This is a genomic window from Cyanobacteria bacterium QS_8_64_29 (assembly GCA_003022125.1).
Classification (GTDB): domain Bacteria; phylum Cyanobacteriota; class Cyanobacteriia; order Cyanobacteriales; family Rubidibacteraceae; genus QS-8-64-29.
In genome coordinates, this window is record PXQH01000002.1 from 74,095 (window position 1) to 100,921 (window position 26,827).

25 protein-coding genes, 1 tRNA gene and 1 pseudogene are annotated in these 26,827 nt (G+C 63.1%); 17 read left to right on the forward strand and 10 right to left on the reverse strand.

Annotated elements, in window-relative coordinates; translation table 11 throughout:
- Window positions 1-48 precede the first annotated feature (48 nt).
- The 4 genes and pseudogenes from BRC58_01175 (at window position 49) to BRC58_01190 (ending at window position 5,019) form a co-directional block, all read left to right on the forward strand.
- Window positions 49-1,169, forward strand: a pseudogene (locus BRC58_01175) (acyl-CoA dehydrogenase).
- Between the two features lie 19 nt (window positions 1,170-1,188).
- Window positions 1,189-2,997 (forward strand): hypothetical protein, encoded by a 1,809-nt coding sequence (locus BRC58_01180; protein PSP19417.1) that lies wholly within the window; start codon window positions 1,189-1,191, stop codon window positions 2,995-2,997.
- An 8-nt stretch (window positions 2,998-3,005) separates the two neighbouring features.
- Entirely contained in the window at window positions 3,006-3,239 is a 234-nt protein-coding gene (locus tag BRC58_01185; GenBank protein ID PSP19418.1) for a hypothetical protein, read from the forward strand.
- A gap of 106 nt (window positions 3,240-3,345) precedes the next feature.
- On the forward strand, window positions 3,346-5,019 hold the full coding sequence (locus tag BRC58_01190) for a hypothetical protein (protein PSP19419.1): 1,674 nt from the start codon (window positions 3,346-3,348) through the stop codon (window positions 5,017-5,019).
- A gap of 8 nt (window positions 5,020-5,027) precedes the next feature.
- Here the strand turns inward: BRC58_01190 and BRC58_01195 are convergent, their stop codons facing one another.
- Complete coding sequence (locus BRC58_01195) at window positions 5,028-5,657, reverse strand: SAM-dependent methyltransferase (GenBank protein ID PSP19420.1); 630 nt, start codon at window positions 5,655-5,657, stop codon at window positions 5,028-5,030.
- A 104-nt stretch (window positions 5,658-5,761) separates the two neighbouring features.
- On the opposite strand from BRC58_01195, the gene BRC58_01200 reads away from it, so the two are divergent.
- On the forward strand, window positions 5,762-6,925 hold the full coding sequence (locus BRC58_01200; protein ID PSP19421.1) for a ferrochelatase: 1,164 nt from the start codon (window positions 5,762-5,764) through the stop codon (window positions 6,923-6,925).
- A 27-nt stretch (window positions 6,926-6,952) separates the two neighbouring features.
- Here BRC58_01200 and BRC58_01205 read toward each other — a convergent pair whose 3' ends face one another.
- On the reverse strand, window positions 6,953-8,137 hold the full coding sequence (locus BRC58_01205; GenBank protein ID PSP19422.1) for an RNA polymerase sigma factor RpoD: 1,185 nt from the start codon (window positions 8,135-8,137) through the stop codon (window positions 6,953-6,955).
- Between the two features lie 520 nt (window positions 8,138-8,657).
- Between BRC58_01205 and BRC58_01210 the strand changes: the two genes are divergently transcribed.
- Window positions 8,658-9,497: an alpha/beta hydrolase gene (locus tag BRC58_01210; GenBank protein ID PSP19461.1), complete on the forward strand. Its 840-nt coding sequence runs from the start codon at window positions 8,658-8,660 to the stop codon at window positions 9,495-9,497.
- Here BRC58_01210 and BRC58_01215 read toward each other — a convergent pair.
- Window positions 9,488-10,015, reverse strand: a complete 528-nt coding sequence (locus tag BRC58_01215; GenBank protein PSP19423.1) for a pyruvate/2-oxoglutarate dehydrogenase complex,dihydrolipoamide dehydrogenase (E3) component — start codon at window positions 10,013-10,015, stop codon at window positions 9,488-9,490. The genes BRC58_01210 and BRC58_01215 overlap by 10 nt on opposite strands.
- 195 nt (window positions 10,016-10,210) lie before the next feature.
- Between BRC58_01215 and BRC58_01220 the strand changes: the two genes are divergently transcribed.
- On the forward strand, window positions 10,211-11,062 hold the full coding sequence (locus BRC58_01220; protein PSP19424.1) for a peptidase: 852 nt from the start codon (window positions 10,211-10,213) through the stop codon (window positions 11,060-11,062).
- 61 nt (window positions 11,063-11,123) lie between these two features.
- Here BRC58_01220 and BRC58_01225 read toward each other — a convergent pair.
- The 4 genes from BRC58_01225 to BRC58_01240 form a co-directional block, all read right to left on the reverse strand.
- Window positions 11,124-11,197: transfer RNA gene (locus BRC58_01225), tRNA-Pro, on the reverse strand.
- A 42-nt stretch (window positions 11,198-11,239) separates the two neighbouring features.
- On the reverse strand, window positions 11,240-11,605 hold the full coding sequence (locus tag BRC58_01230; GenBank protein PSP19425.1) for a DUF1818 domain-containing protein: 366 nt from the start codon (window positions 11,603-11,605) through the stop codon (window positions 11,240-11,242).
- Window positions 11,606-11,617: 12 nt separating this feature from the next.
- Window positions 11,618-11,845, reverse strand: a complete 228-nt coding sequence (locus BRC58_01235; GenBank protein PSP19426.1) for a DNA-directed RNA polymerase subunit omega — start codon at window positions 11,843-11,845, stop codon at window positions 11,618-11,620.
- Between the two features lie 57 nt (window positions 11,846-11,902).
- Window positions 11,903-12,106, reverse strand: coding sequence for a hypothetical protein (locus tag BRC58_01240; GenBank protein ID PSP19427.1), 204 nt, complete (start codon window positions 12,104-12,106; stop codon window positions 11,903-11,905).
- 125 nt (window positions 12,107-12,231) lie between these two features.
- Between BRC58_01240 and BRC58_01245 the strand changes: the two genes are divergently transcribed.
- The gene (locus BRC58_01245; GenBank protein PSP19428.1) at window positions 12,232-13,290 is read left to right on the forward strand and encodes a mannose-1-phosphate guanylyltransferase; all 1,059 of its coding nucleotides are present in this window, start codon (window positions 12,232-12,234) and stop codon (window positions 13,288-13,290) included.
- A 59-nt stretch (window positions 13,291-13,349) separates the two neighbouring features.
- Complete coding sequence (locus BRC58_01250) at window positions 13,350-14,996, forward strand: ABC transporter (GenBank protein PSP19462.1); 1,647 nt, start codon at window positions 13,350-13,352, stop codon at window positions 14,994-14,996.
- On the opposite strand, the gene BRC58_01255 is transcribed toward BRC58_01250, so the two are convergent.
- Genes BRC58_01255 through BRC58_01265 form a run of 3 tightly spaced genes read right to left on the reverse strand, consistent with a single transcriptional unit; the run spans window position 14,993 to window position 17,401 of the window.
- Window positions 14,993-16,147 carry a mannose-1-phosphate guanyltransferase gene (locus tag BRC58_01255; GenBank protein PSP19429.1) on the reverse strand — a complete coding sequence of 385 codons (1,155 nt, stop codon included), beginning with the start codon at window positions 16,145-16,147 and terminating at the stop codon, window positions 14,993-14,995. The two genes, BRC58_01250 and BRC58_01255, sit on opposite strands and share 4 nt — an antisense overlap.
- Window positions 16,148-16,153: 6 nt before the next feature.
- The gene (locus tag BRC58_01260) at window positions 16,154-17,023 is read right to left on the reverse strand and encodes a segregation/condensation protein A (protein ID PSP19430.1); all 870 of its coding nucleotides are present in this window, start codon (window positions 17,021-17,023) and stop codon (window positions 16,154-16,156) included.
- 3 nt (window positions 17,024-17,026) lie between these two features.
- Window positions 17,027-17,401: a DUF1049 domain-containing protein gene (locus BRC58_01265; protein PSP19431.1), complete on the reverse strand. Its 375-nt coding sequence runs from the start codon at window positions 17,399-17,401 to the stop codon at window positions 17,027-17,029.
- 155 nt (window positions 17,402-17,556) lie between these two features.
- Here BRC58_01265 and pdxH point away from each other — a divergent pair, with 155 nt between their 5' ends.
- From pdxH to BRC58_01305, 8 genes are all read left to right on the forward strand, one after another.
- Window positions 17,557-18,228, forward strand: a complete 672-nt coding sequence (pdxH, locus tag BRC58_01270; protein PSP19432.1) for a pyridoxamine 5'-phosphate oxidase — start codon at window positions 17,557-17,559, stop codon at window positions 18,226-18,228.
- 82 nt (window positions 18,229-18,310) lie between these two features.
- The gene (locus BRC58_01275; protein ID PSP19433.1) at window positions 18,311-19,099 is read left to right on the forward strand and encodes a cobalamin biosynthesis protein CbiX; all 789 of its coding nucleotides are present in this window, start codon (window positions 18,311-18,313) and stop codon (window positions 19,097-19,099) included.
- On the forward strand, window positions 19,096-19,902 hold the full coding sequence (cobA, locus tag BRC58_01280; protein PSP19434.1) for a uroporphyrinogen-III C-methyltransferase: 807 nt from the start codon (window positions 19,096-19,098) through the stop codon (window positions 19,900-19,902). Before BRC58_01275 ends, cobA begins: the two co-directional genes overlap by 4 nt.
- A 272-nt stretch (window positions 19,903-20,174) precedes the next feature.
- Complete coding sequence (locus BRC58_01285) at window positions 20,175-20,666, forward strand: cytochrome c-550 (protein ID PSP19435.1); 492 nt, start codon at window positions 20,175-20,177, stop codon at window positions 20,664-20,666.
- A gap of 47 nt (window positions 20,667-20,713) precedes the next feature.
- A complete protein-coding gene (locus tag BRC58_01290; protein PSP19436.1) occupies window positions 20,714-21,241 on the forward strand; it encodes a photosystem II cytochrome PsbV2 in 528 nt (175 codons plus the stop codon).
- Window positions 21,242-21,332: 91 nt separating this feature from the next.
- A complete protein-coding gene (locus BRC58_01295) occupies window positions 21,333-21,728 on the forward strand; it encodes a plastocyanin (GenBank protein ID PSP19437.1) in 396 nt (131 codons plus the stop codon).
- Between the two features lie 563 nt (window positions 21,729-22,291).
- Window positions 22,292-24,925 (forward strand): alanine--tRNA ligase, encoded by a 2,634-nt coding sequence (locus BRC58_01300; protein ID PSP19438.1) that lies wholly within the window; start codon window positions 22,292-22,294, stop codon window positions 24,923-24,925.
- A 189-nt stretch (window positions 24,926-25,114) separates the two neighbouring features.
- Entirely contained in the window at window positions 25,115-26,794 is a 1,680-nt protein-coding gene (locus BRC58_01305; GenBank protein PSP19439.1) for a choline transporter, read from the forward strand.
- Window positions 26,795-26,827 lie beyond the last annotated feature (33 nt).

Consider the following 26,827-nt stretch of genomic DNA (forward strand, 5'->3'; position numbering starts at 1 on the left):
CAGCGACTACAGTGGGGATTATAGCGGGAGGGGCTCGGGCATCCGCTCATGCCAGCCGATCGAACCACGGCCGCCGATCCCCAACAGCAGCTGGCGCAGGCCGAGGCATACTTGCAAACCTCGGTTGCGCCCCAGGCCGGCGCCATCGATCGCGACGCGCGCGCCCTCAAAGCAGCGTTGCAAGGCTTAGGCGATCGCGAGCTTCTGGCCCTGCGGGTTCCGCCTAGCTGGGGCGGCGCAGGTTTTGATGCCACTGCATTCTGGCAGTTTGGCGCCATGGTGGCTCGCCATTCGGGGGCGCTGGCCTTTTTACAGGCGCAGCACCAAAGCGCCGCTGCTGCCATTGCCGGCAGCTCTAACGAGTCGCTAAGCATGCGTACTTGCCGCGCCTGGCTCGGGGCGCGGCGTTGCTGGGGATTGGGTTTTCGCACCTGCGACGCCCGGGCGAGCCCCTAGTCCAAGCCACGCCTACCGAAGGCGGCTACTGCTTGGACGGCCGCGCACCTTGGGTGACGGGCTGGGCGAGCTTTGATGAATTCGTCATGGGCGCAACCCTGCCGGACGGGCGCGCGCTTTACGGGTTGGTGCCGCTGCAGGACGCAGATTGCGCCGGCGGCGGAACCGTGCGCTGCTCTGAGCCCATGGATTTGGCCGCCATGGGCTCGACCAATACGGTCAGCGTCGAGCTGGCGGGTTGGCTGCTGCCTGCCGAGCGCGTCCTGGCGGTGAGACCGGCGGACCGCTTGCAGCAGCGCGATCGCCAAACCGTGCTCAATCATGGCTTCTTTGCCCTGGGCTGCGCGCGCGCTGCCCTCGATATTGTCGCAGCAGCCCGCGAGCGCAAGCCGCTAGCGGCACTCCAGCAAGCCTGGCAAGCCCTGGACGCCGAACTCACCGGTTGCCGCGAGGCCATGTTTGCTGCGCTCGAGGCGGAGCAGAGCGTGTTCGAGCAGCGCTTGCAGTTGCGCAGCCAAGCCATCGAGCTGGCCGGTCGCTGCGCGCAAGCGGCCGTTGTGGCCTCGGGCGGTGCTGCCGCTGCCACGAGCCATCCCGCGCAGCGGGTCTATTGCGAGGCGCTGGCATTTGCCGTTTTCGGCCAAACGCGCGCCGTCATGGAAACTTCACTGGCGCGCCTGAGCGGATGCGGCGGCGAGGCGAGCGCTGGGTAATCCCGCGCAGAGGGAGGCGATGCCGGCAGACGAGCTGCAGCTAACGGTTACCGTGCGCGCCTCGCAGCCGGCGCTGCTGCGGGGATTGGACCTGTGGCTGCGTTGGGGACTCATCGATGAGGACCAAGTCAGGCACCTGGGCCGGGAACGTCTGTGCTGCGCGCTGCCGCAACCGAGGCCGACGGTGCGCTCGGTTGCAGGAACCTCACCAGCGGCAAAGCCCCAGCGGGCGCGCAAATCCCAACCGCTGCTGCCCGGGCTGCCGCGCGGCGCTCGCGCCTGGCAGGGATTCAAGGACGAGCTGAGCGTCCGCTGGTTGCTATTTTTGGGCGTCTTTCTGGTCGTGGTCTCCTCTGGGGTCTTGGCGGCAACCCAGTGGTCGCAGTTTCCGCCCAGCGGCCAGTACGCGATTTTGGGCGCTTACACGCTGGGGTTTTGGGGGGCCGGACTGGTTGCCAGCCTGCGCGCGCGCCTGCGCCTGACGGCGCAAACGTTGCAGGCCGTAGCGCTGCTGCTAGTGCCGGTCAATGTTTGGGCGCTGGATTCGTTCGGCTTGGCAGCCTCGCCGGGGGTAAAGGCCGCGATCGCGCTCCCGGTCCTGAGTGCTCTGGTGGGGATAACCCTGCGCCCGAGTGCTAGCTGGGGCGTGATCGCCGTTGTCCTGGGCCTGTCCTTTTTGCAAGGGGGATGGGCATTGCCCCACGGGCCGATTGCGGCTGCTTATGCGGGCACGGCCGGAAGCGCTGCCGCGATCGCGGGCTGGCGGCGCCAGGGGCAAGCGCGCTCGGGCGTAGCAGCACTGGCGGCCTACGCCGGATTGCTGCTGCTGGTGCGGGCCGTTTTTATTGCGCAACTGCCGTTGGGACAGCTCAGCCTTGCCATTGCCCTGGGCGGGAGCGCGCTCGTCCTGCTGGAGGACCACCGCTTGCCGGTGGGACGCTGGCGGACGCTGGGCCTTTGGGAAGGGCTGGGGATGTTGCTGCTGGGCTTGGGCATCGGGAGCGCCGCCAGCACCGGCGTTGCTGGGCAAGCGCTGGCAGCGAGCGTCCTGGCTGGCGCCACCTTCGTGCGGCGCTTGCGGCAATACCAGCAGCGGGCGGATCTGGCCGTCCTGTTCGCCATCGGGTTGCAAGCGCCGTTCTGGCTTTGGCAGTGGCTGCCGTTGCCGTTGCGCCAGCGCGCGCTCGAGGCCCTCACGCACGGATTGGGCCTGGACCCAGCGCTGAGCGACGCGCTGCTGGGCCTATCGCTGTTTCCCTACTTGCTGCTTTGGCTGGGCTTTGCCGGTTGGCTCAAGCGGCGCGGTTGGCAAGCGCTGGCGCACTTTGCCGATGGTTTGGCCCTGCTGTTGGGCCTCATTCTGGCCGCGATCGCCCCCTTCCCGCCCAGTACGCGGACGCTCAATCTAGTCTTGAGCGCCGCAGCGCTCGGGGGCGTCACCTACCGCCGCTACCCGCAACAGGCAAGCCCGGCTTACCTCACGCAAGCCGGCAGCTCGCTGGCGATCCTGTCAGGAGTCGGCTGGGCTAGCCCCTCCATGGGGAGCGTTGGTTGGGGCAGCGTGCTGCTGGGGATGGCTGTGGCTGAGTGGGCAGCCAGCCTGCGTTTCTGGGGGGCCGTGCCGGCGCTCTCGCGCAGCTGCTGGTCTTGGCGGGTGGCAGCTACCTGGCATTCGCCCATCGCGCTTGGGGAGTCCAGGCTTGGGGGTTGTTGTGGCTGGCCGTTCCGCTCGCGCTTGCCGGCATGGCTGCAGTTGCGAGCTGGTCCCGGCGGCGCCAGCAGGCTGCCTGGGCCAGTATCGCTAGCTTTGCCATCGGGCAACCGCTGACGCTGCTTTTGCCCCAGGCGCGCGCCCTGAGTTTGGGGATAGCAACGGCCGGAACGACCGTCAGCGCGTACCGCTTGCGCCAGCCGGCAGCCACTGCTCTCCATCTGGGCTTTGCCATTGGCTGGGCGATCGCGCTGCTGCAAGCGTGGCTGTCGGGATCCGACTGGTTCGTGTTGGTCGCCGCGATTGCGGCCCTGCTTTGGGTCTGCAACGCGGATGCCGGCACCGGGCAATCCCGCTAGCGCGGGCCTACGCGCGCAGTGCCGACAGCTGGGCCATTGCCCTAACTGCGCTGGGCCTGGCCGCGCTAACACCCTACATTGCCAGCAGCTATTTTACCCGATCGCATTGGGCTGGCAGCCGCTAGTGGTGGCGTTACTGCTGGGCGCTGCCATCAGCTGGCGCTACCGGCAGCAGCCTATTTCCGTGGCAACCTACGGTGCGGGCTGGGCAGTTGCGCTTGCCCTGGCAGTAGCCGTGCACCTGGCAGGGGGGTCGGTGCTGGCCTGGTCGGTTGCCAATGTGAGCTTTGCCCTGGGATGGGTGCTGGTTGCCGCCCGCCCGGCCGCTGCGCGCGCGCTGTCGCCGCTGTCCCAAAATCAGGACCTTCCGCTGCTCTACGCCGGGCTGGGCTTATTGCTGCGGGCAGCCAGCTTCACGCCCTACACGGGAGGCATCACGCTAGGAGCTTCGCTAGTGGCGTTGGTAGTGGGACAGCGCCAGGCGCGCAAGCCCATCACCTATCTAGCACTGGCCGGCCTATCGCTGGGGGGGTACGAACTGGCCGCCTATCGGTTGCTGCAAGCTGAACCCGTCGGCTTCGCCAACAGCGTGATCGGCCTGGCGTGGGTTGCGCTGGCGATCGCGGCCGCTTACCGCATGCTGGCCTGGTGGCTGCACCGGAGCGAGACAGCCTTTGCCCTCTCGGCAACCGAACTGGGGCGAGTAGCGCACCTGCATTGGGGCAATGCGGCGGCATTCATGGTGGCAACAATCCTGATAGATGGGTTGGGGGAGGCGCAACCAGTGCTGCCAACCGTCATGGGTTGGGGTGCTCTGGGTGGCTATGCGCTGCTGCAAGGCCGCACGTCGGCCGCAATGGCAGCTCCCGTTGGTCTCCAGGGCTGGGTCTATCTCGGTATAACTGCCCTGTATGCGGCGTTTGCGTCCGCGCGCCAGGGCTGGTGGCTGCTCGAGCTAGATCCGGCGTGGGTCGCCATTGCCTGTGCCTTCGGGCTGGTATTGGCGCTGCCGCGCTGGTCGCGGTGGGGGTGGCCGGACGCAGCCTGGCACCGCGCTGCAGCGCTCCTGCCGCTACCGACCGCCCTACTGAGCTGCTTGGCAGTTGCACCGCTCATACCAATTCTCGTGGTTTGTGCACTAGATTTTGACCTTCGAAACTCCCTCAATATGGGAGTCATGTTCTTTGGTAAGCGTGCATCTGCTGCTCAAATTGGTATCAGCTTGGTAGTTGCGGCAGCCTTTTACGGATGGCTGGCGTGGCGTTGGACTGCCATTCGCTGGAGCTATCTGGGGGTAGGCGCCCTGGTGTGGGCGAGCGGGCTGTGGTTGCACCGCTGGGACGCGCTGGATCCGCTCGCCCAGATCCTGCTTGTTGGGTTGCCGCTGCTGTACCTTGCCCAAGCCGAACCCGAACTGCGGCGCCCCCAGCAACGCTCGCTTCGGCACGGCCTGCGGCTGCTGGGCAGCGGCGCGATCACGGGCGTGGCTTACTGGCAGTACGCAGCTGTTGGCCTGGTTCCCGGCGCCATTGGGCTAGTTCTGATTGCAGCTGGACTGGGCTTGCGCGTGCGCGCCTTTCTGTGGGTTGGGACCCTGACGGTGCTGGGCGTTGCTTTCGACCAGGCCATCGTACTGTTTTTCCGCTACGCCTTTGCCAAATGGATCGTGGGCCTACTGGTGGGCCTGCTGTCCATCGGCCTAGCTGCCAACTTCGAGCGGCGGCGCCAGCAGGCATCCTCAGTCGTTCGCCGCTGGCGCGCTTGGTTCCGCCACTGGTAGTAAGGGCCTCAATCAGGCTTGCGGGTGCGAACCACTTGCAAGCTGCCCCCCGCGTGCAGCGTCCGCTCGCACTGCTCAAAGCCCAGGGGCTGGAGCTCGGCGATCGCGTCCGCCTGCAGCAGCTGCCAGGCTGTCTCGGTCTCGAACAGCCCAAGAAACAACGCCAACCCAGGCCAGTAGAGGAGGTTAGTCGGCGAGTGAAAGTCCAGCATTACAAACGTCCCGCCCGGTTTGAGGATGCGATAAACAGCGCGATAAATTTGCCGCCGCTGCGCGGCAGCCATCTCGTGCATGGCAACGCTGGTATGGACCAAATCGAAGCGATTGCTGGCTAGCGGCGGTGCTTCTGCCTGGCCGACGATGTAGTCGGCTCCAGGGGCGCGCCGAGCGGCCCGCTGCAGCGCGACGGGCGAGGCATCGAGCCCAGTGACGCGGCGCGAGTAGTGCAGCAGCTGCTGCGTGACTGGCCCGGCACCGCAGCACAGATCGAGCACTTCGCTATCGGTACCGATGGCTAGCCCCTGTAGCGGCAGCTGGCGAAAGCGGCGATTCCCGCCCACTGCCAGGGCTGCTAGGCTAGAGACAGTATCGTAGAGCCACTGGTAGCGGTAGCTCCAATGGCGCAGGAGGGTTGCCATTGCGGTTGCCGCGCTTGAGGGGGTTGCCTGGATGCGTGCCGCTCGCGCTATCTGGGTAGCTTGTTACACTCGCTCACGCATTGGCAAGCTGGCGCACGAATGCCATGGGTCGCACTGGGGTCTTATTGCTAAATCTGGGCGGACCCGACGAGCTCGAGGACGTCCAGCCGTTTCTGTTTAATTTGTTTGCGGATCCCGAGATCATCCGCCTGCCTTTTCCTTGGCTGCAAAAGCCGCTGGCCTGGCTGATCTCGACCCTACGCGCCAAGCAGTCGCAGCAGAACTACGAGCAAATCGGCGGCGGATCGCCGCTGCGCAAGATCACCGAGGCGCAAGCCGAAGCACTCGAGGCCCGACTGCAAGAACGCGGGCATCAAGCCAAAACGTATTTGGGGATGCGGTATTGGCATCCCTTTACTGAAGAAGCCATCGTTCGGATCAAGCGCGACCGGCCCGATAACCTAGTCATCTTGCCGCTCTACCCGCAGTTTTCGATCAGCACGAGCGGTTCCAGCTTTCGGCTGCTAGAGCAAATTTGGCAAGAAGATCCCATCCTCAGGCACCTCAACTACACGATTGTGCCCTCCTGGTACCGCCAGCCCGGTTACTTGCAGGCCATGGCGGATCTCATCGCGCAAGAACTGGACCGCTTCCCCGATCCCGATCGGGTCCACCTTTTTTTTAGCGCCCACGGCGTCCCCAAAAGCTACGTGGAAGAAGCGGGCGATCCCTATCAGCAAGAAATTGAGGAATGCGCTCGCTCCATCGTGCGCACCCTCAACCGACCCAATGCGTATACGCTGGCCTATCAAAGCCGCGTGGGGCCGGTGGAATGGTTGCGGCCCTATACGGAAGAAGCCCTACAGGAATTGGGTAGTTACGGGGTGCAAGATTTGGTCGTCGTTCCCATTAGCTTTGTCTCCGAGCACATCGAGACGCTGCAGGAAATCGACATCGAGTACCGCGACGTTGCCCGACAGGCCGGGATTGAGAACTTCCAGCGCGTGCCCGCTCTCAACACGCACCCCACCTTTATTGATGGACTGGCCGAATCCGTCGAGGAAGCGCTTCAGGCCCCTGCCCGAACCTTCGCCGATGTCAATCGCATGAAGAAAAAGGTCAAGATCGAGCCGCAAGAGCGCTGGCAGTGGGGCATGAACTCCAACGCCGAGAAGTGGAACGGGCGCTTGGCCATGGTGGGTTTTATCGCGCTCCTGCTGGAGCTGATTAGCGGTCACGGCCCCCTGCACTTGGCCGGCGTCCTTTAGCAGACAAGCAGGCTGTCTGGGGAGCGATCAGCGCACGTATTCTTTGAGAATGCTGTTGCGGTTGGGGTGGCGCAGCTTGCGTAGGGCTTTGGCCTCGATCTGGCGGATGCGCTCGCGCGTGACATTGAAGAACTGGCCGATTTCTTCCAGCGTTTTCATGCGCCCGTCCTGCATACCGTAGCGCAGCCGCAGGACGTCCCGCTCGCGGGGACTGAGCGTTTCGAGAACGTCTTCGAGGTCTTCGCGCAGCAGGTTTTTGGAAACCTCATCTTCGGGGCTCTCGCCGTCCGCTTCAATAAAATCGCCCAAGCGCGAATCCTCTTCTTTGCCAATAGGCGTCTCCAGCGAAATCGGAAGCTGCGCCGATTTGGCAATAAAGCGCAGCTTCTCGATGGTCATTTCCATGCGCGTGGCAATTTCTTCTTCGCTAGGTTTGCGCCCCAGCTCTTGCGAGAGGACTTTGGTCGTTTTTTTGATGCGCGAGATCGTCTCGTAGAGGTGGACGGGCAAGCGGATCGTGCGCGATTGATCGGCAATCGCCCGAGTAATGGCCTGGCGGATCCACCACGTGGCGTAGGTGGAGAACTTGTAGCCTTTTTCATGGTCGAATTTCTCGGCAGCCCGAATCAGGCCTAGCGATCCCTCCTGAATCAGGTCCTGAAACGATAGCCCTCGGTTCATGTATTTTTTGGCAATGGAGACCACCAGGCGCAGGTTGGACTGCACCATTTTTTCCTTGGCGCGCCGCCGGGTATGGAGGTAGCGCTGGAACTCAGCCAGCGGCATGCCGGCTTCGGCAGCCCATTCCTGTTGGGTGGGCTCGCGCTCGAGGGCATCAGCCAGTTCGTCCCGGCTGCGCTCGAGTTCTAGCAGCTCGGCAATTTGGCGGGCGAGTTCGATTTCCTCATCCGCACGCAGCAGCCGAACGCGGCCGATTTCTTGCAGGTAGAGGCGAATGGAATCTTCGGTATAGGGTTGGGTTTCGTCGCGGTCTTCGGCTGGTTTCTCCGCTGGCTCTGAAGGCGCTGGTTGCTGGGAACTGGTATTGGCTGGCTTTTGCGCGCTCGCGTTGTCCTGCTCGGCACTGATGTCCTGCTCGACAGCCACCTCGAGCTCTTCCCGGATGGACTCGTCCGCTTCCTGCTCGAGTAACAACTCGAGCTCGCCTTGGGAATCGTTCAAGTTACCGAGCATTTCGTTGGCCTGCGTCATGCTGTTTTGCCTCGTCCGTACCGTTACAGCAGAGTTAGGGAACGTCCGCGAGCTGCGCTCGTCGATTGGCTTAACCATCGCAAGCTGCATGCCTTGCCTACTGGCAACCATTGGCAGCTACAACCCCACTCAGGCCTAGCTGGGCAAGTTCCCCCAAGCGCTGTCGCTGAATGAGCTTGCAGTCCAGGCTCAATCGAGTGCCAAGCTAGCAGAGCGCTGCTCGGTCAGCTGCCTACCCGAGCAACAACCCCCGGGTCGGCAAAATGCACGCGCGCTCGCACTCTCGATTGGCAAGCAACCGAGCCGTGGGCCTGCTGCCAGCAGCCGCTCGTTGCTAACGTATAGAGGATAACGAAACGGCCGCTACGCTGCAATGCACTCGCCAACCGCTCGGCAGTCGCACCCGGGCTGACCTTGGCGCATAATCGTAGGGCAACGCTCGTCTATTTTGTTTGCTGGAGGTCACGCCATCGAGCCCATCGGCGTTGAGTCCCAAGCGATCGCGACGTCGCTGGGGCGCATGGTGTACTACACCCCCTCGCAGTCGCCCTGGCTCGCGAGCGAGGCCGGGCGATCGCCGCTGGTGTTTCTGCACGGCTTTGGCGGCGGCTCGTCGGCTTACGAATGGTCCCAGGTCTATCCAGCCTTTGCCGATGGCTACCGCGCGATCGCGCCCGACTTACTCGGGTGGGGGCGCTCCGAGCATCCGGCGCGGGCCTACCGGGCCGAAGACTACATCAATACGATTCTGGAATTTTTGGATGGGTTGGCGGCAGGGGCAATCCCGGTGGTCGCGTCATCGCTGACAGCCGCTTTTGTCGTGCGTGCCGCCGTCCATCGCCCCGATCAGTTCGCATCGCTGGTACTGGTGGCGCCCTCTGGGCTCGCCGACTTCGGCCAAGATGCTCGCGATTGGCTCGCTCAACTAGCCGCAGTTCCGGGGCTAGATCGGGGGCTCTACACCACAGCCATCGCGACGGATGCCGGCATCCGCAACTTCCTCGAGACGCGCCAATTCGCCCGCCCAGAGCGCGTTTCGCCAGCCATGGTCGAGGCGTACTTGCAATCGGCGCAGCAGCCCAATGCCGAGTACGCTGCTTTGGCGTTTTTGCGCGGCGATCTGAGCTTCGATCTGGCGCGCTATATGGGGCAGCTGCGCGTTCCCACTGCCATCCTGTGGGGCGAGCAATCCCAATTGACAACGCCCCAGTTGGGCAAGCAGTTGGCCGAGCTCAACCCGCAAGCCGTACGGGGCTTTCAAACAATTGCAGATGCTGGCCTGACGCCCCAGCTAGAAACGCCAGCCGTCGCGATCGCGCTCATCCAACGGTACTCGCGCCAGCTAGCCGCTCACTCTTGAACGCGAACGTCGATGGTACTGGCACCAAAGCGGTAGCGCTCGCCCTCCAACTTGATGGGCGTGCCGATTTTGATTTTATTGTTGCCCAGAACAGGGCCGCTGTCGGTCATTCGGGCATCGCCGCCCAGCGTCAGGATCCAGCTCCCTTCATGTTGGCTTTGCGGAGCCGGATTGGGCCGCATCTCGAGCGAGCCGTCGGGTTGGGTGACCGGAACGGCGTTCGGTAGGCGCTCGGCCGATTTAAGCTGGACTTGGCCGTAGGGGTGGTTGCGCACGATCAGCTTGGTCGTCTCGGCCTGCTCGAACGTTCCCTGCATCTGCTGGGGATCGCGGACGTTCAGCCCCTGAACGAGAACGTCCACCTCAATGGGCTGTGTTCCGCTCACCTGGGCTACCGACCCCGAGCGCCCGGGAACTAAGAAAATCCCCACCACCACCAGTAGGATGACCAAGGCAGCGCCCACATCCAGGATGCTGATTTTGCCCAGAAGGCGACCTTGCGAATCTAGAAGGGGCATGAGCGTTTCGATGCGTGCGTACCGACATCCGGCCGAGCAGCCCTCAATTTAGCACGTCGGGTGGTGCCCAATTGTGCTGCCAGCAGGTCAAAATGTTGCTCGAGCGACTCACACGCGTGCAACTTTGCAGGCGCCGCGATCGTCATTCCGACTAAGACGCAGTCGTTCCTTGTCGTTTAGATTGTTTAGTTGCTCATGATACTAGCTCGTTCGCACCCACGACGCTTGCAACGCCGGGCGCTGTATTGGGTCCTATCCGGGACCACAGCACTGGGTCTGGTCGCTGCAATGCCGCAGCCAGCCTACAGCTTCTCTTGGTTGGAGATCCTCAGGCGAGGCGCCCAGGTTTACCAACTCTCCACCATCTCGGACGAGCGCGAGGTCAAGCTGGGCAATCGCATCCACCAGCAGCTGACCCAAAAGCGTATCGAGCTCTACCGCGGCCAAGCCCTCAACCAATACGTCAAGCGCATCGGGCAACGCTTGGTCGAGCGCAGCACGCGCTCCGACATCCCCTACAAATTCCACATCGTTCGCGATGACAGCATTAACGCCTTCGCCGTCCCCGGCGGCCATATCTACGTCAACACGGGCCTGCTGCAGCTGGCCGATAATGAGGCCGAGCTGGCCGGCGTCCTAGGTCACGAAATCGCGCACGTGGCTGCTCGCCACGCCATCGAGCAGATGCGGCAGCAGGCGATCGCGCAAGGCGTGCTCTCGGCGGCCGGGCTGGATGAGAGTCAAGCCGTCCAGATTGGGGTGGAGTTGGCCCTAAACCGCCCCAACAGCCGTGAGGATGAGCTAAAAGCTGACCGGCTGGGGCTGCAAATGATGGCCAAGTCGCGCTATGCACCCATTGCGACGGTTACCTTCCTGCAAAAGCTGCAGCAGCAACAGCAAAGCGGCTCCCCACCCACCTTTTTGAACACTCATCCCGGTATCGACCAGCGCATTACGCAGCTCCGCCAGGAGCTCCCCGAGGATTCCCGCAGCGGAACAGGGCTGGATGAAGATACCTATCAGTGGCACACGCGGAAGCTGCGCTAGCAACTGAGGGCCGGATAACAACGAGACCCGCTCGGCGAGCGGGTCTCGTTGTTGCTATCCATCGGAGCGGCGGGATTTGAACCCACGACCCCCACTACCCCAAAGTGGTGCGCTACCAAACTGCGCTACGCCCCGATTGGCACGTTCGAATATATCACAGTCGCCCGAGCGGCGGGCTCAGAAGACGGTGAGCGTCCGCGCAGCTTGGACCAACGCTGGCACAGCTGAGGGCGACCAGCTCCCCTCGCCGCGCCGACCAGTCTGGAGGATGCAGCGCAGCGAGTAGTGGTGGGGGTAGCCCTCTGCTTCCAGCCAGAGCCACTCGCTCTCGAGCTCGCAGTCGATGCGCTCTTGCTCCATGAGCTCCTCGGCCATGCTGCCGATCGCAGCAACCATTTGCTCGAGCAAGCGGCAGAATTCGTTGAGCTCGGTTTCGCTTAGCTCGAGCGCCCACCCATCGCCGCCGATCAAGCCGCGATAAGTGGGCGCATCGGGATCCCAACCAATGCGCCAGCCATCGCCCGAGCGTAGCAGGCGCCCCATAGCGCGACCGGCTCAATCGCCGATAATCTCGGGTTGGGTCAGCTCATCCGACATCTCGATGATGGCGCGGATGGAGGGCTTCATCATGGGATCTTCAAGGTTTTCAAACTCTTCGTAGCGGCGGCGCTTGGCACGTGCGGCCACCTGCACGGTGATGCGGTAGCGGTTGGAAGCCGCCGTGAGGAGTTCCTCGGCGCGGCTGACGATTTGCTCGGAGTCAAAGGCAGATCGCTTGGACATGGGAGAGAACTAGCTTGCAGTCGGGAACTGGCATTAGGGTAGCAATCGCTCGGATCGCTAATCGCGCTGGAAGCAACGGTAGGCAGCCTCGGCCATCAGCTGCGATAGCTCGGGATCGCCGCGCTGGTGGTACAGATCGGCAAGGGCATTAAAAATCTCGAACGCCGAGATGCCCCGGCCTTCCAGGTCGCGGAAAGCAGCTTGGGCCATGCGCATGCCATCGCGCTCGGAGACGCTGCGCGGATCGGCGGGGGCAGCCATTACCAAACGGCCTTGTAACGCTACAACCAGCCTAGCGAAAGCGCGATGGCGCTCCGGCAGTGCAAGCAGCCGGCTGCCGCGGGCACAGCCTAGGATGGAGGGCGGCGATCCCGATCCGCGCAAGCATGGCAACGCTGGTGCCCGTCATTCTGGCTGGCGGCAAGGGCGAGCGCTTCTGGCCGCTGAGCCGCCAGACACGCCCCAAGCAATTCGCCGCGCTCGATGGCAGCGGGCAGAGCCTGCTGCAAGCCACCGCTGATCGGCTGCTGCCGCTGGCGGGCGATTGGGCGCACGTCTGGGTCATTACCAACGCCCAACTGGCAGCCGGCGTTCGCGAGCAGCTCTCCTCGCTGCCGGACCGGAACGTACTGGTCGAGCCCGAAGGCCGCGATACGGGACCGGCTGTTGCCTGGGCAACCGAAACCATCGCCCGGCTCTACGGTCAGGATGCGGTCGTTGGAATCTTCCCGGCCGACCACTGGATCGGCGATCGCGCCGCTTTCCAGGCCACCCTGACCTCGGCCGCAACGCTGGCAGCCAGCCAGGCTGCGATCGCCACGCTAGGCATTGCCCCCACCTACCCGGCTACAGGGTACGGCTACATCGAATGGGGCGGCGCGCTGGGCGACTTTGCAGGCATGGAGGCCTACGAAGTGGCGCGCTTTACCGAAAAACCGCAGCGCGAAACAGCCGAGTATTTCCTCCAAACCGGCGGCTTTAGCTGGAATAGCGGCATGTTCGTGTTCCGCGCCGGCGTAGCATGGCAAGCGCTGCTGGCTCATGCGCCCGAGATCGCGCACCCGCTGGCGGAGCGAGGTGAGGCAGCCTATCCCGAACTACCCAAAACGAGCATCGATCAGGCCCTGATGGAAAAAACGCAACAAGCGGCCGTGCTGCTCGCGCAGTTTGGTTGGGACGATCTGGGCGATTGGCAAGCACTAGAGCGCTTGTTCGGTGGCGAGGGAGCCAACGTAACCTTGGCCCAGCACGTAGGCCAGGACACCCAAGGAACGGTGCTTTATGCCAGTGACAGCGAGGAGGTCATTGTTACTATCGGGCTGAACGATCTGGTGGTGGCCCGCGACGGCCGGGCTACGCTGGTTGCCCGCAAGGATCGCATCCAGGAGCTCAAAGCCGTCCTCGAGCAACTGCAAGCCGATCCCAAGCTGCAACGCTTTCTCTAGCGACCGGCGGCGAGCCAGTCCCGCCCGTTCCAGCGACCCCAAAGGACACGCCCGTGGTCATCTCGCTACGAAAAAGCACGTCTCGCCAGCGCGAAATCCTGGAAGTCGTCTTTCGGCACGGCTGGGACTACATGCGCCGGTTGCTGGCCGGCGGCAAGCCGGATGAGCCCCAACTGCCTACCCCCACCGTGCTGCGCAACATTTTGGTGGATTTGGGGCCTGTTTACGTCAAGCTAGGGCAGCTTTTGAGCACGCGCCCCGATCTGCTGCCAGCCGACTACATTGAGACCCTGACGGCCTTACAGGCACAGGTGCCGCCAGTTGCTTGGTCGGAGGTCGAAGTCTCGATCCGGCAGCAGCTCGATCGCCCGCTAGAAACGGTTTTCAGTCACATCGAGCAGGAACCGGTCGCTGCCGGCTCGGTGGCCCAGACCCATCGCGCCACCCTCAGCAACGGCCAGGCGGTGGCCCTCAAAGTGCAGCGCCCTGGCATCGATACGGTCGTCGAGCAAGACATCGCACTCATCAAGGGGCTCGCCGAGCTGGTCGCGCGCACTGAGTTCGGCCAAGACTACGATGTCATGGCGGTCGCGCAGGAGTTCACCGACGCCCTGCGGGCCGAGCTCGACTTTGCCCGGGAAGCCAGCCACACTGACCGCCTGCGGCAGAACTTAGCGCGCAGCCGCTGGTTCGATACCAAGCAACTGACCGTTCCAGCGATCTATTGGGAGATTACGACGCCCAAGCTACTGGTGATGGAGTGGCTTCAGGGAAAGCCCATTCTAGAGTCCGAGTTTTCAGCCTCAGTTGATCCCAACGGGGGGGCGCAGCGCCGCCAGCAAATCTCGACGCTGTTGTTTCGGTCGTTTTTCCAACAAATCTACATCGACGGCTTTTTCCATGCCGATCCCCACCCAGGCAACATTTTCTACTTGCAGGACGGCCGGGTGGCGCTTCTGGACTGTGGCATGGTGGGCCGGCTCGATCCGCGCACCCAGCAGATCCTGACCGAGCTGCTGCTGGCAATCGTTGATATTGATGCCCGGCGCTGCAGCGAGCTAACGCTAGAGCTCTCCGAAACTGCTACGACGGCCAACTTGGCGCAGCTCGAGACCGACTACGATCGCATGCTGCGCAAGTACTACAACCTCAGCATCGCCGAGATCAATTTCAGCCAAGTTTTTTACGAAATCCTGCAGGTAGCGCGGGACAACAAAGTCAAGCTCCCCAGCAATATGGGGCTGTATGCCAAAAGCTTGGCTAACCTAGAGGGACTGGCGCAAAAGTTCAACCCCCAAATCAACTTTCTGGATGAGATCAAGCCGCTAATGAGCGATCTGTTCCGGCGCCAGATCCTGGGGACCAACCCGCTCAATACGGTGCTGCGAACGGCGCTGGATGTCAAAAACCTGTCCGTTCAGTCGCCGCGGCAAACCGAGCTGTTGTTGGATCGCGTTACCTCAGAGACGCTGCAGTGGAACGTGGCGCTGCGCGGGCTGGACCCGCTGCGCCGTAGCTTGGACGAATCAGCCAATCGCCTCTCGTTCAGCATCGTCATCGGGTCGCTGATCGTCGGTGCCGCCATCATCTCGGCCAACGCGCAAGCGGGGCAGCTCTCTTGGATTAGCAACACCCTGTTTGGCGCCGCCAGCTTTATTGGCCTGTGGCTGCTGCTCAGCATCTGGCGCTCCGGCCGCCTGCGCTAGTCGCTCAGCAGCTTGGCAATCTCTTGCTGCTCGCCTGGCTCGTAGGGCTGGCTCTGGCGCGTATCGGTGATGAGCCAATCCAGCGAAGCCGCCTGCAGGTCGATGGTGGTACCGGTTTTGTCGACGCAGTAGCGCCCAAAGACTAGCTTGTCGACCAAATGCGCTTTCGATCCCAAGCGCGAGTACTCGAAAATGACGCTGTTGTCGACCGTTGCCCCGCTGCTGACGTGGCAGTTGGGGCCGATCATGGTGGGGCCAATGATGGTGGCACCATCCTCGATTTGGGTCATGCCGCCCACATACACCGGTCCGGTGACGTTGATGCGGTCCCAATTGGCAGCCACATTGAGGCCGGTGTGGATGCCGGGGGCCACTTCAGTGCCCGGAATGTCGACGTTTTGAATTTCGCCGCGCAGCACGCCGCGCACGGTTTCCCAATAGTCAGGGACCTTGCCAATATCGATCCACTGGAAGTCGCGCGAGATGGCATAAAACGGCGCGCCCATCTCCACGAGCTTGGGAAAGAGCTGGCTGCCGATGTCGTACTCAGTATTGGGCGGGATGTAGTCGATCGCCTCGGGCTCGAGGATGTAGATGCCCGTGTTGATGGCGTTGCTGCGAGCTTCCTCGGGGCTGGGTTTTTCTTGAAAGGAGCGGACCCGGCCGGTGCCGTCGGTGACCACGACACCGTAGTTGGAGACCTTCTCCGGCGGGACGGGCTTGGTGACCACCGTGGCGATCGCGCCTTTTTGCCGGTGCCAGTTGACCGCCTCAGTCAGGTCCAGATCGACGAGCGCATCGCCGCAGAGCACCACGAACGTATCGTCAAAAAACGGGTTAAAGTCTTGAATGCGCCGGATACCACCGGCCGATCCCAGCGCCTCACCCACTAGCTGACCCTCGACAATACGGCCTTCAAACGAGTAGGCCAAATCGACGCCAAAGCGCTGGCCGTCGCGAAAGTAGCGCTCGATTTCGTGGGCCAGGTGGCTGACGTTAACCATGACTTGGTCGAAGCCGTGCCCGCGCAGCAGCTCGAGCAAGTACTCCATGACCGGCTTCTGCAAGACCGGGATTAGGGGTTTGGGAATGGTGTAGGTGATGGGACGCACGCGCGTCCCCTTACCGGCAGCCAGGATCATGGCTTTCATAGGGGGTCACTCCTCAACGGGTTCAGCACTCACTCGCTCGCGGGCAATGCCATCGGATTCTAGCTTGCTGGTATTCGATGCCCCGAGCTGCGGCCGGATGTAGAGTTCCTGATAGAGTGCGGCTTGCCAGAGTTCCACCTGCGAGCGTGCTGCCAGCCACAAAAGCGCCCAGAACGTTTCAACCCGATCGCCGGCGGCTGCCTCGCCCGCTGCCTGCTGCCACCACACCAGCAGCTGCTCTAGGCTAATTCCCCAATCCGGCCCGGACCAATACTGCGGCAGCTGCTCGCCCAAAAAGCGCTCCAGCCGAGCGGCGACCGCACTAAAGTCTTCCTGGTGGGCCAGCTCGGCAACAGCCGCTTCGCTGGCGGGCGGCGAGGGCTCGCGCCGGGCGCGCCCCTGAGACTCTGACGCCTCGATTTCGCTGGCGATCTGGCGGAGCTGGCCGATCAGCTCGGGCAGGGTGACGCGGCGCTGGCGCGGTGGTAGGGCCGAGCGGCGGCGGCGGATGCCATGCTCCCAGCGAGCAGCCCCCGACAAGGCTGCAGGCGCTTCCTCTGCCTCGGCCCCATCGAGCTCGGCATCGAGCGCTTCCGCCTCAGGTGAGCCTTGCGCCCCCTCGGCCGGATCGGACTCGGCGGCCTGCAAGGTCTGGGCTTTGAACGCCACCAAACGCGAGCCCCACAAAAACGCTTGGCCCGAGCGCGCCAGATCGGTAGCAGCAGCACTGCCCTCCGCGTCGGGCTCGAAGGCAGGCAGTTGGCTCAAAAACCGATCGACGACTTCAATAACGGCAACGTTCCAGGGGTCAATTTCGCCACGCTGGGCCCAGTCGATCAGCTGCGTGATCGCCGCTTGCGCCTCTCGGATCGCCATGCACTACTGCGCGACTGCCTGCGTCTGGTTCTCGCCATCAGCTTGGTCGCCCTCGGAGGGAGGCAGTTTGCGCTGCTGCTCGAGCTCGATTTTGTAACCTTGCAGGTCTTGCTCGAGGTCTTCAATTTTGCGGTCTTTTTGGCGCAGCTGCCGCCGCTGGCGAAGCAAGTCCACTTGCCGCTGCAACCGGTTCCAGATGCTAAACAGCCACGCCAGCACAGCACCAATGCCCATGGCAAAAATTAGCTCGATGGCCAGTGGGGCTTGAACTTGATAGCCGGGTACCACCTGAATCACCGTGGGCTCGGTATTTTCGAGGCTAAACAAAACGAGTCCCAAACCGATGGCAAAAATGAGCGCAAAGTTGATCTGTCGCATGGCGTCCTCTCCTGGGTCTCCAGCCTGCTAGGACGGCAGTTGCCCGTTGTACGCGACCGCACGGCTTTTGGCCGCAATCCTAACGCTCGAGCTAGGCAGCTGATAAATTTGGAACGAATCTAGAGTGCCCCGAGGCTGCACGACCGTCAATCCCCATGCCGCCGTCCCAGCCTTTTCAACCACGGCAATGTTCTGTCGCCGAGCTGCGCCGAAATTACGCGCAGGCCGCACTGAGCGAGCAGGATGCGGCCGACGAACCCCTACAGCAGTTCCGGCAGTGGTTCGAGCAGGCCTGCGAAGCGGATTTGCCTGAGCCCAATGCCATGACGCTGGCCACGGCCGATGCCAATGGCCGTCCCAGCGCTCGGATTGTGCTGCTGAAAGGCTTTGACGAGCGCGGCTTTACCTTCTATACCAACTACCGCAGCCAGAAAGGCCGGCAGCTAGAGGCCAATCCCTGGGCAGCCCTGGTGTTTTGGTGGGCCGAGCTCGAGCGGCAAGTGCGCATTGAGGGCCGCGTTGGCAAAACATCCGCCTCGGAATCGGATGCCTACTTCCAAAGCCGTCCGTACGACTCGCAACTGGGGGCTTGGGCGTCCCAGCAAAGCGAGCCTCTGACCTCGCGCCGCACGCTCGAGCAAGCCTACCGGCAGCTGCAGGCGCAGTACGCTCAGGGGCCGGTGCCGCGCCCCACGTTCTGGGGCGGGTTTCGCCTGTCCCCCGATACCTTGGAATTCTGGCAAGGGCGCGCGAGCCGCTTGCACGATCGCATCCGCTACCGTTGGACGGCCCCCGGCGACTGGATCAAGGAGCGCCTGGCGCCCTAGCTGGCTAAATTCGCTACCAACGCGCCGCAGCCGCGATCGCTACAATCGAGGCAACCTTTAGCTCATTCCTTGCAGGTCACCGTTGAGCGCACCGCCTGCTTACTTGCTAGTCGCGCACGGCAGCCGCGATCCGCGCCCGCAGATCGGGCTGGAGCAGCTCGCCCGCCGGTTGCAAGCGCGCTTGGCCGCCCCCGAGGGCGCGTCGCATTTGCCCGTCAGCGATGGCGTCTCGACGGCGGTCGCGACGGCATCGGCGAGCTCGACCGCGCTAGTGCGAACGGCCTCGCTGGAGCTCGCACCACTGCAGCTGCACCAGCGCATCGTGCAAGTGGCGCAAGAGGCTAACTCGGCTGGGGCTTCGCAGTTGCAGATTGTGCCGCTGTTTTTGCTGCCTGGGGTGCACCTCAAGCAAGACATCCCGGCTGAGGTGGCGCGCGCGCAGCAAACGCTGGCCGGCCGGATGCCGCTGCGGTTGCGATCGCATCTGGGCAGTCGGTCCAGCATGCAGCATCTGTTGGCCCGGCGCTTCGAGCGGCACGCAGCCCCAGCGCGCGTGCTGCTGGCCCACGGCAGCCGCCGCACCGGCGGCAACCAGCCGGTCGAGGCCATGGCTGCCCGTTTGGGGGCCGTGGCGGCCTATTGGTCGGTTGCGCCCACTCTAGACGAGCGCCTGGCATCGCTGGCCCAACAGGGCAACGAGCAAATCGCGATCATGCCCTACTTTCTGTTCCCGGGCGGGATCGCCGATGCCATTGCCGAGCGGGTGGCGCAGCTGCGCTCGGCGCAGCCACAGTTATCGCTGCAACTGGATGAACCCCTAGGCGCGACCGATGAGCTCGCCGACGCCATCTGCGAGGGGTTGCACGCATGAGCCGCCCCGAGCCCTACCGGGCCGATGGCGCTGACGGGAGCCGTAGCGCCGCCCCAGGTAAGGTCTATCTGGTGGGGGCGGGTCCGGGCGATCCAGGGCTGCTGACACTCAAGGGCAAGGTCTTGCTCGAGCAAGCCGATGCTGTCGTCTACGACGCGCTGGTCAGCCCCACCATTCTGGGCATGATTGGGGAGCAGGCCGAGCGCATTGATGCGGGCAAGCGGCGCGGGCGCCACAGCCGGTTGCAAGCCGAGACAACGCAACTTCTGATCGATAAAACGCGCGATTGCGCGGTCGTCGTACGGCTCAAGGGCGGCGATCCCTTCGTCTTTGGGCGCGGTGGCGAAGAAATGCAGGATCTGGTGGCAGCCGGCGTTCCGGTTGAGGTGGTGCCCGGGATTACCTCGGGGGTGGCAGCTCCTGCCTATGCCGGCATTCCGCTGACCCACCGCCACCTCGGGTCCTCGGTTGCCTTTGTGACCGGCCACGAAGCGGCCGGTTGCTACCGGCCCCAAGTTGACTGGCACGCGCTCGCGCGCGGTACCGACATGATCGTGGTCTATATGGGCGTGCGCAACCTGCCGGCGATCGTCGCGCAGTTGCGCGAGGCCGGTTTGAGCTCGCAAACGCCCATTGCGCTGGTGCGTTGGGGCACTTGGTCCCAACAAGCCATCCTGACTGGGACGCTGGCAACCATCTGCGATCGCATGGCAGCAGCCCAATTTGGGGCGCCCGCAATCGCGGCCATCGGCAATATCGTTCAGTTAAGCGAGATCCTACCCACCCTCGATCCGCCCCAATAGGGCAATAGCGCGTTAGCACCTAGGCAGCTGCCGGCAATGCGTTCAATCGCAGCGGCGCAGTGGAGTAGAATTTGGGGTGTGCTACTGAGGCGAACGCTCGGGCCGATCGTGCCTGACTGAGGCACTTAGCGTCTATCGCCCCTAACGGTACTTGCGGACTCATTCATTTCATGCCATCGCGATCGAGCGGGTTGGGCGCAGTGCCAGGTGTCGGGACGAGCTGCCAGCGAGTGCGCCCATGGCCTGTCGCCCGATGTGCTTTGAGGAGAACCATGCTAAAGCAACTCATTGGGATTGCCATCGCAACCCTTGCCTGCATCCTGCAACTTTCGGTCGGGAGCGCTAGCGCGCTGGAGCTAGACGAGCAAACGCGCACTGTGCCGCTGGATGCTGAAGGCGAGCAAAAGACGCTCAGTCTACAAGAGGCGCAACGCGGCAAGCGATTGTTTAACGATGTTTGCGCCCAGTGCCATTTCAGCGGCCTAACCAAAACCAATCCCAACGTCACCCTCTCGCAAGAGGATCTGGCAGGGGCCATACCGCCGCGCGACAACATCGAGGTGATCGTCGATTACCTGCACGAGCCCACCAGTTACGACGGCGAGCTCGATTTGAGCGAGTACCATCCCACCGTCGAGCGGCCCGATCTCTATCCGGAAATGCGCAACTTGACCGACAAAGACCTGCGCGACATTGCCGGCCACATTCTGATTCAGCCCAAGGTGGTAGGCGAGAACTGGGGCGGCGGTAAAGCTTATTTCTAAGCCATCATCCGCACTGGTGCCATTCGCTGCCATTGGCAAGACGATTGATGCGATCCTGGCTGACTGCAACCATCGGCCGCTCGCTCCGGCCATCGGGCTTGCCCGGCCGAGCCGGGCTAGTGCTTGCCGCCGCCGGCCTCTGCCTCGCTTGCTGGAGCGGGCCGGCTGCGGCAGCTGTGGATGACTACATCAAGCGCTACCTGGCTGATGGCCCCATCGAGCTCGAGCTGGACGAGCAGGGGAACGCGCGCACCTTCACGCCCAGCGAGCTGGGCCAGGGTAAGCAGCTGTTCGAGGACAACTGCCTTAGCTGCCACGTGGGCGGATCGACCTTGCCCCAGCCTGAGGTATCGCTCTCGGCCCAGGATTTGGCGGGCGCCACGCCCCCGCGCAATAACATCGATGCGCTAGTGGCCTTCATGCGCAATCCCCAAACGTACGACGGCCGCGATGCCAACCTGCTGTGCCGTCAAGTGCCGCCTAGCTGGATGCCGCGCGAGCGCGTGGAGAAAATTGCCGCATTTATCCTGCGAGCCTCACAAAAAGCGCCCGGTTGGGGCACCAAAGACTTTTAGATGGCGCAGCACGCGGGCTAAGCCGCTAAAACAGGCCGTCTCTTTCGGTGATAGAATCCTCGCTGGTCCAGCCACTTTGCGGAGGTACGCCATGCTAAAGCAACTCGGATTGACCCTATCGGCGCTTTTGATGGCCCTAGCTGGCTTCGCCCTGTCCGCGCTGCCGGCCTCGGCGGCAATGTACGAAGTCAAAATGGGCTCGGATACGGGGCAGCTCAAATACGTCCCCGAAACGCTCACCGTCGAACCGGGCGATACGGTCAGCTTTGTCATGAACCAGATTCCGCCTCACAACGTCGTGTTCGATGCCGGCCAGATTCCCGGCGATAACGCCCTGGCCAGCCAACTATCCGAAGAGCAACTGCTGTTCTCGCCCGGTGAGAGCTACAAAGTCACTTTCCCAGAGGATGCGCCAGCTGGCGAATACAACTATTACTGCCAACCCCACCGCGGCGCTGGCATGTCGGGCAAGATTGTCGTGGAATAGTCCGTTCCCATCGCTCAAGCGAACGATTGCCAGCCCGCCTGCCTGACTTTGGGCGGATTCGCTGCCCACTCCTGCGCGAGTGGGTTTTTTTACGGCGGCGATCACCAGGCAGCGCTTGCCAACTAGCGGCGGAGGCGAGCCTCTTGGACTGTGATTCCGCCGCTGTTTTTGTTGCCCTTCCGCGTGCCTGCGTTTTTCTTTTTGTGGGGATGGTTCCTGCAGCAGGCACTCAACGGCGCAGCCAGCCTGGGAGCGCCCAAGCCGCATCGGCCGGCGGCATTGCCTACTGGGCGCACGCTTGCAGCTTTGCCGCCATTTGGGGGGCGCCGTTCGGCCTGTTTGCCTCGCGCCAGGCAGAGCAGTCCTAATACCAATTTGAGTAGCGGATGCACGCTTGCCAAAGAACATGACTCCCACATTGAGGGAGTTACGGAGACGCAATCTAGTGCACAAGCCACGAGAATTGGTATAACGAAGGGCGCTCGGTTGGAGGCGCTCGTTAGCCGCTTCGGGGATGCCACACTAGAGGCAGTTATTTACTATCGCATCGCCCAGCAACGCCCATGCCTAGCGCGCCCCCCTATTTGAGCGGTCCCCAAATCCGGCAGACGTTTTTGGATTTTTACGCCCAGCGCGGCCACCAGGTGCTGCCCAGCGCCTCGCTGGTGCCTGAGGATCCGACCGTCCTGCTGACCATTGCCGGGATGCTGCCGTTCAAGCCCTACTTTTTGGGGCAGCGCACCCCACCGGCGGCGCGCGTGACCACCTCACAAAAGTGCGTTCGCACCAACGACATTGAGAACGTGGGGCGCACGGCGCGCCACCACACGTTCTTTGAGATGTTGGGCAACTTCAGCTTCGGCGACTACTTCAAAGAGCATGCTATCGCCTGGGCTTGGGAGATCTCGACCCAGGCGTACGGCCTACCGCCCGAGCGCCTCATCCCCACTGTCTATCAAGACGACGAGGAGGCGTTTGCCATCTGGCGTGATCGCGTCGGCGTCCCCGCCGAGCGCATTTTTCGCATGGACGCCGAGGAAAATTTCTGGGCAGCCGGCCCGACCGGGCCCTGCGGTCCCTGCTCCGAGCTCTACTACGACCTCTATCCCGAGCGCAGCGGCGAGATCGATTTGGAGGACGACTCGCGCTTCATCGAGTTCTACAACCTCGTCTTTATGGAGTACAACCGCGATGGCGAGGGAACCCTAGAGCCGCTGCAGAGCAAAAACATCGACACGGGCCTGGGCCTAGAGCGGATGGCGCAGATCTTGCAGGGGGTGTCCAACAACTACGAAACGGATCTGATCTTTCCCATCATCCGCACAACCGCCGAGATAGCCGGCATTGACTACGCGCAAAGCGACGAGCCCACGCGCGTCTCGCTCAAAGTCATCGGCGACCACGTGCGCGCGCTGATCCACACGATTGCCGATGGCGTCACGGCTTCCAACGTCGGGCGCGGCTACGTCCTGCGCCGCCTGCTGCGGCGGGTCGTGCGCCACGGGCGCACGGTGGGCATTGAGGGCAGCTTTTTGCCCCAGGTAGCTGAGACCGCCATCTCGCTGGTGGAAGACCACTATCCCCACGTCCGCCAGGCTGAGCGCACTATCCAAGCCGAGCTCCAGCGCGAGGAGGAGCGCTTTTTGGCGACGCTGGCGCGCGGCGAGAAGATCCTGGCCGAGATCCTGGCCGACAATCCCAGCCAAATCTCAGGCCGGGATGCCTTCACGCTCTACGACACCTACGGCTTTCCGCTAGAGCTGACCCAAGAAATTGCGGCCGAGTCGGGCCTGGCGGTGGACCTCGACGGCTTCGAGCGTGAGATGGAGGCACAGCGGCAGCGATCGCAGGCCGTGCAAGAGACAATCGACCTGACGCAACAGGATGCGGTGGCCGAGCTGGCGCAGCAGCTCGAGCCCACCGAGTTCGTGGGCTACAGCCACCACGCCAGCCAGGTGCAGGTAGCTGCCCTGCTAGCCGAGGGCCAGCGCGTTGGGTCGGCGCAAGCGGGCGAGTCGGTGCAAGTGGTGCTGGATCGAACGCCGTTTTATGCCGAATCGGGCGGGCAAATCGGCGATCACGGCTACCTCTGGGGCGAGGATGTCGTGGTGCGCATCGAGGACGTGCAGAAAGCAGGTGACTCGCTCTACCTCCACCTCGGGCGCGTCGAGCGCGGCACCCTCCAGCAGGGCATGCCCGCGAGCGCTCAAATCGATCACGCCTGCCGCCGCCGCGCCAAAGCCCACCACACCGCCACCCACCTGCTGCACGCCGCGCTCAAACAACTCATCGATCCCAGCATTTCCCAAGCGGGGTCGCTGGTGGCCTTCGACCGGCTGCGCTTCGATTTCAACTGCCCCCACGCGCTCTCGCAGCAGGAGCTGCAGCAGCTCGAGGACCAGATCAATACCTGGATTGCCGAGGCCCATCCCACCCAGGAAGCAGTGCTGCCTTTTGATGAGGCCAAAGCCCAAGGCGCGATCGCCATGTTCGGCGAAAAATACGGCGATCACGTGCGCGTGATTGATGTGCCTGGCGTCTCAATGGAGCTGTGCGGTGGCACCCACGTCAATAACACCGCCGAGATTGGGCTGTTCAAAATCACCGCCGAAACGGGCATTTCCTCGAGGGTACGGCGCATCGAGGCGGTTGCCGGACCGGCTGTGCTGGCGTACCTCAACGAGCGCGATCGCATCGTGCGGCAGCTGAGCGAGCAGTTCAAGGCGCAGCCCGAGGCCATTCCGCAGCGCGTGAGCGAGCTGCAAGCCGAGCTCAAAAGCAGTCAGAAAGCGATCGCCTCGCTCAAGCAGGAGTTGGCCGTTGCCCGCTCGGAGGGCTTGCTGTCCCAAGCCGAAACGGTAGGGGATGCCAAACTCCTGGTGACCGAAATGGAAGGGGCCGATCCGGATGCGCTCAAAAGTGCTGCCGAGCGCCTGCAGCACAAACTGGGTGAGAGTGCCGTCGTTTTGGGCTCGGTCCCAGAAGCAGGCAAAGTGAGCTTGGTTGCTGCCTTTAGCCCCGGCCTGAACGAGCGCGGCTTGCAGGCGGGTCAGTTCATTGGTGGTATCGCCCAGATTTGCGGCGGCGGCGGCGGCGGCCGGCCCCACTTGGCGCAAGCCGGCGGGCGCGACCCCAGCCAGCTATCGGCAGCCCTGCAGCGCGCCCGCGAGCGACTGCACGCGGAACTGGCTGCCTAACACTAGGGGCCAATCGGGGTAGCCTGCCTGTTTGAGCGGCCCAGATCGTCGCTAAAATGGGCGTCAGTTTGGCCGGTGCGCCTCGGCCGCTGGCCAACAGCTTGGACCGGGTTACGGTTCTCGCCGCTACCGGTCGCCTTGCTTGTCTCGCGCCATTGGGGTCGTTGAGGATGCCAAGGAGGAGCCGCCATGGCAACGAATGAGGCGGATCGCAACCGCCGGATCGAGCGCACGCCGGGCGACACCAACATCCAGAAGTTTGGTTTCGACCTGCAACCCTGGGTAGCCTTCGTTGCAGGCGGCCTGATCTTGGCCTTTATTGTCCTGACGTTGCTTTTCCAGCCGGAGGCCAAGGCTGCCTTTGAACGGATGCAGGAAGCCATCGCCACGGTGGGTGGCTGGTGGTACATCCTGGTCGTCAACGTATTTATTGGCGTTCTGATCGTATTTGCCTTTGGCCAATTCGGGCGCCTGCGCCTGGGCGGCCCAGGCGCTCAGCCCGAGTTCTCCCGCTTTGCCTGGTTCGCCATGCTGCTGAGTGCAGGTATGGGCATCGGATTGATGTTTTGGAGCGTGGCCGAGCCCATCTTTCACTTTGGTAGCCCACCAGCTTTTTCTGGATTGGAGGGCAACAATCCGCCCTCCGCCGAGATGGCCATGACGGTGACGTACTTTCACTGGGGTCTCCACGCTTGGGGCATTTACGCACTGGTAGCGCTGGCACTGGCCTTTTTTGCCTTCAACCGGGGGCTGCCGCTGAGCATGCGCTCGGTGTTCTATCCAGTGCTGGGCGAGCGCATCTATGACGGTCCCGGTCACGCCATCGACATCCTGGCAGTAGTTGCCACCCTATTTGGCCTGGCGACCTCACTCGGCTTTGGTGTCAAGCAGGTCAATGCCGGTGTTAGCGAGCTCATCCCGGCGGTTCCCAACGAGACTTGGGTTCAGGTTTTGTTCATCGCCATCATTACCGGCTGCGCGACGCTATCGGTTGTCTCGGGATTACAAGGTGGCATTCGGCGCTTAAGCGAGCTCAACTTGCGCGTAGCGGCCCTTTTGATGGTGCTGGTGTTGTTGGTTGGGCCGACCCTGTTCATTCTCAATAGCTTCGTACAGAGTCTGGGGCAGTATGCTGCCAACCTACCTGTTTTGAGCTTTTGGACCGAGAGCTATTCCGGGACTAACTGGCAGCACAGCTGGACCGTCTTTTACTGGGGTTGGTGGATCTCCTGGTCGCCGTTTGTGGGTACCTTTATTGCCCGCGTTTCCATGGGCCGAACGGTACGCGAGTTCGTTTTGGGCGTACTGATCGTCCCCTCGCTGCTGTCGTTTTTGTGGCTCTCAGTCTTTGGCGGATCGGCGCTGTTTCAGGAACTCGGTGGCTTAGTCGATCTGCAAGCCGCCGTCAGCGAGGGGCCGGAGGTGGCCATGTTCCGCTCGCTGGCAGGCGCTCCTCTCGACTCGCTTTGGGGACTGCCCATTGCCTGGCTGACCTCGCTAGTGGCCATTTTCTTGGTCGTCATTTTCTTTGTGACTTCCTCTGACTCGGGGTCGCTGGTGGTGGACCACCTCACCTCGGGCGGCAAGCTCGATCCACCTATTCCGCAGCGTGTTTTTTGGGCAGTCCTGGAAGGCGTTGTAGCAGCCGTCTTGCTTATTGGCGGCGGCGAGCAAGGCCTGACGGCCCTGCAAACGGCGGCCATTACAACGGGCTTGCCCTTCTCAGTCGTGCTGCTGCTAATGTGCTTTAGCCTCAATCGCGGCCTGAATGCCGAGTACGCCGAGCTTGAAGCATCGCGCTTGCAAGGCAGCGAAGCGCCGAGCGGGCCGCAGCGCGCCCCCTCGACAGCGCAAGCTTACCGCGAGTAAGGGCGGCGACCTGTCCTATAGCCGAGAGGCCGG

Coding starts and splice junctions, on each gene's coding strand:
- BRC58_01180 (PSP19417.1), top strand. CDS start 1,189: ATGCCGGCAGACGAGCTGCAGCTAACGGTTACCGTGCGCGCCTCGCAG.
- BRC58_01195 (PSP19420.1), bottom strand. CDS start 5,657: ATGGCAACCCTCCTGCGCCATTGGAGCTACCGCTACCAGTGGCTCTAC.
- BRC58_01200 (PSP19421.1), top strand. CDS start 5,762: ATGGGTCGCACTGGGGTCTTATTGCTAAATCTGGGCGGACCCGACGAG.
- BRC58_01205 (PSP19422.1), bottom strand. CDS start 8,137: ATGACGCAGGCCAACGAAATGCTCGGTAACTTGAACGATTCCCAAGGC.
- BRC58_01210 (PSP19461.1), top strand. CDS start 8,658: ATGGTGTACTACACCCCCTCGCAGTCGCCCTGGCTCGCGAGCGAGGCC.
- BRC58_01215 (PSP19423.1), bottom strand. CDS start 10,015: ATGCCCCTTCTAGATTCGCAAGGTCGCCTTCTGGGCAAAATCAGCATC.
- BRC58_01220 (PSP19424.1), top strand. CDS start 10,211: ATGATACTAGCTCGTTCGCACCCACGACGCTTGCAACGCCGGGCGCTG.
- BRC58_01230 (PSP19425.1), bottom strand. CDS start 11,605: ATGGGGCGCCTGCTACGCTCGGGCGATGGCTGGCGCATTGGTTGGGAT.
- BRC58_01235 (PSP19426.1), bottom strand. CDS start 11,845: ATGTCCAAGCGATCTGCCTTTGACTCCGAGCAAATCGTCAGCCGCGCC.
- BRC58_01240 (PSP19427.1), bottom strand. CDS start 12,106: ATGGCTGCCCCCGCCGATCCGCGCAGCGTCTCCGAGCGCGATGGCATG.
- BRC58_01245 (PSP19428.1), top strand. CDS start 12,232: ATGGCAACGCTGGTGCCCGTCATTCTGGCTGGCGGCAAGGGCGAGCGC.
- BRC58_01255 (PSP19429.1), bottom strand. CDS start 16,147: ATGAAAGCCATGATCCTGGCTGCCGGTAAGGGGACGCGCGTGCGTCCC.
- BRC58_01260 (PSP19430.1), bottom strand. CDS start 17,023: ATGGCGATCCGAGAGGCGCAAGCGGCGATCACGCAGCTGATCGACTGG.
- BRC58_01265 (PSP19431.1), bottom strand. CDS start 17,401: ATGCGACAGATCAACTTTGCGCTCATTTTTGCCATCGGTTTGGGACTC.
- pdxH (PSP19432.1), top strand. CDS start 17,557: ATGCCGCCGTCCCAGCCTTTTCAACCACGGCAATGTTCTGTCGCCGAG.
- cobA (PSP19434.1), top strand. CDS start 19,096: ATGAGCCGCCCCGAGCCCTACCGGGCCGATGGCGCTGACGGGAGCCGT.
- BRC58_01285 (PSP19435.1), top strand. CDS start 20,175: ATGCTAAAGCAACTCATTGGGATTGCCATCGCAACCCTTGCCTGCATC.
- BRC58_01290 (PSP19436.1), top strand. CDS start 20,714: ATGCGATCCTGGCTGACTGCAACCATCGGCCGCTCGCTCCGGCCATCG.
- BRC58_01295 (PSP19437.1), top strand. CDS start 21,333: ATGCTAAAGCAACTCGGATTGACCCTATCGGCGCTTTTGATGGCCCTA.
- BRC58_01300 (PSP19438.1), top strand. CDS start 22,292: ATGCCTAGCGCGCCCCCCTATTTGAGCGGTCCCCAAATCCGGCAGACG.
- BRC58_01305 (PSP19439.1), top strand. CDS start 25,115: ATGGCAACGAATGAGGCGGATCGCAACCGCCGGATCGAGCGCACGCCG.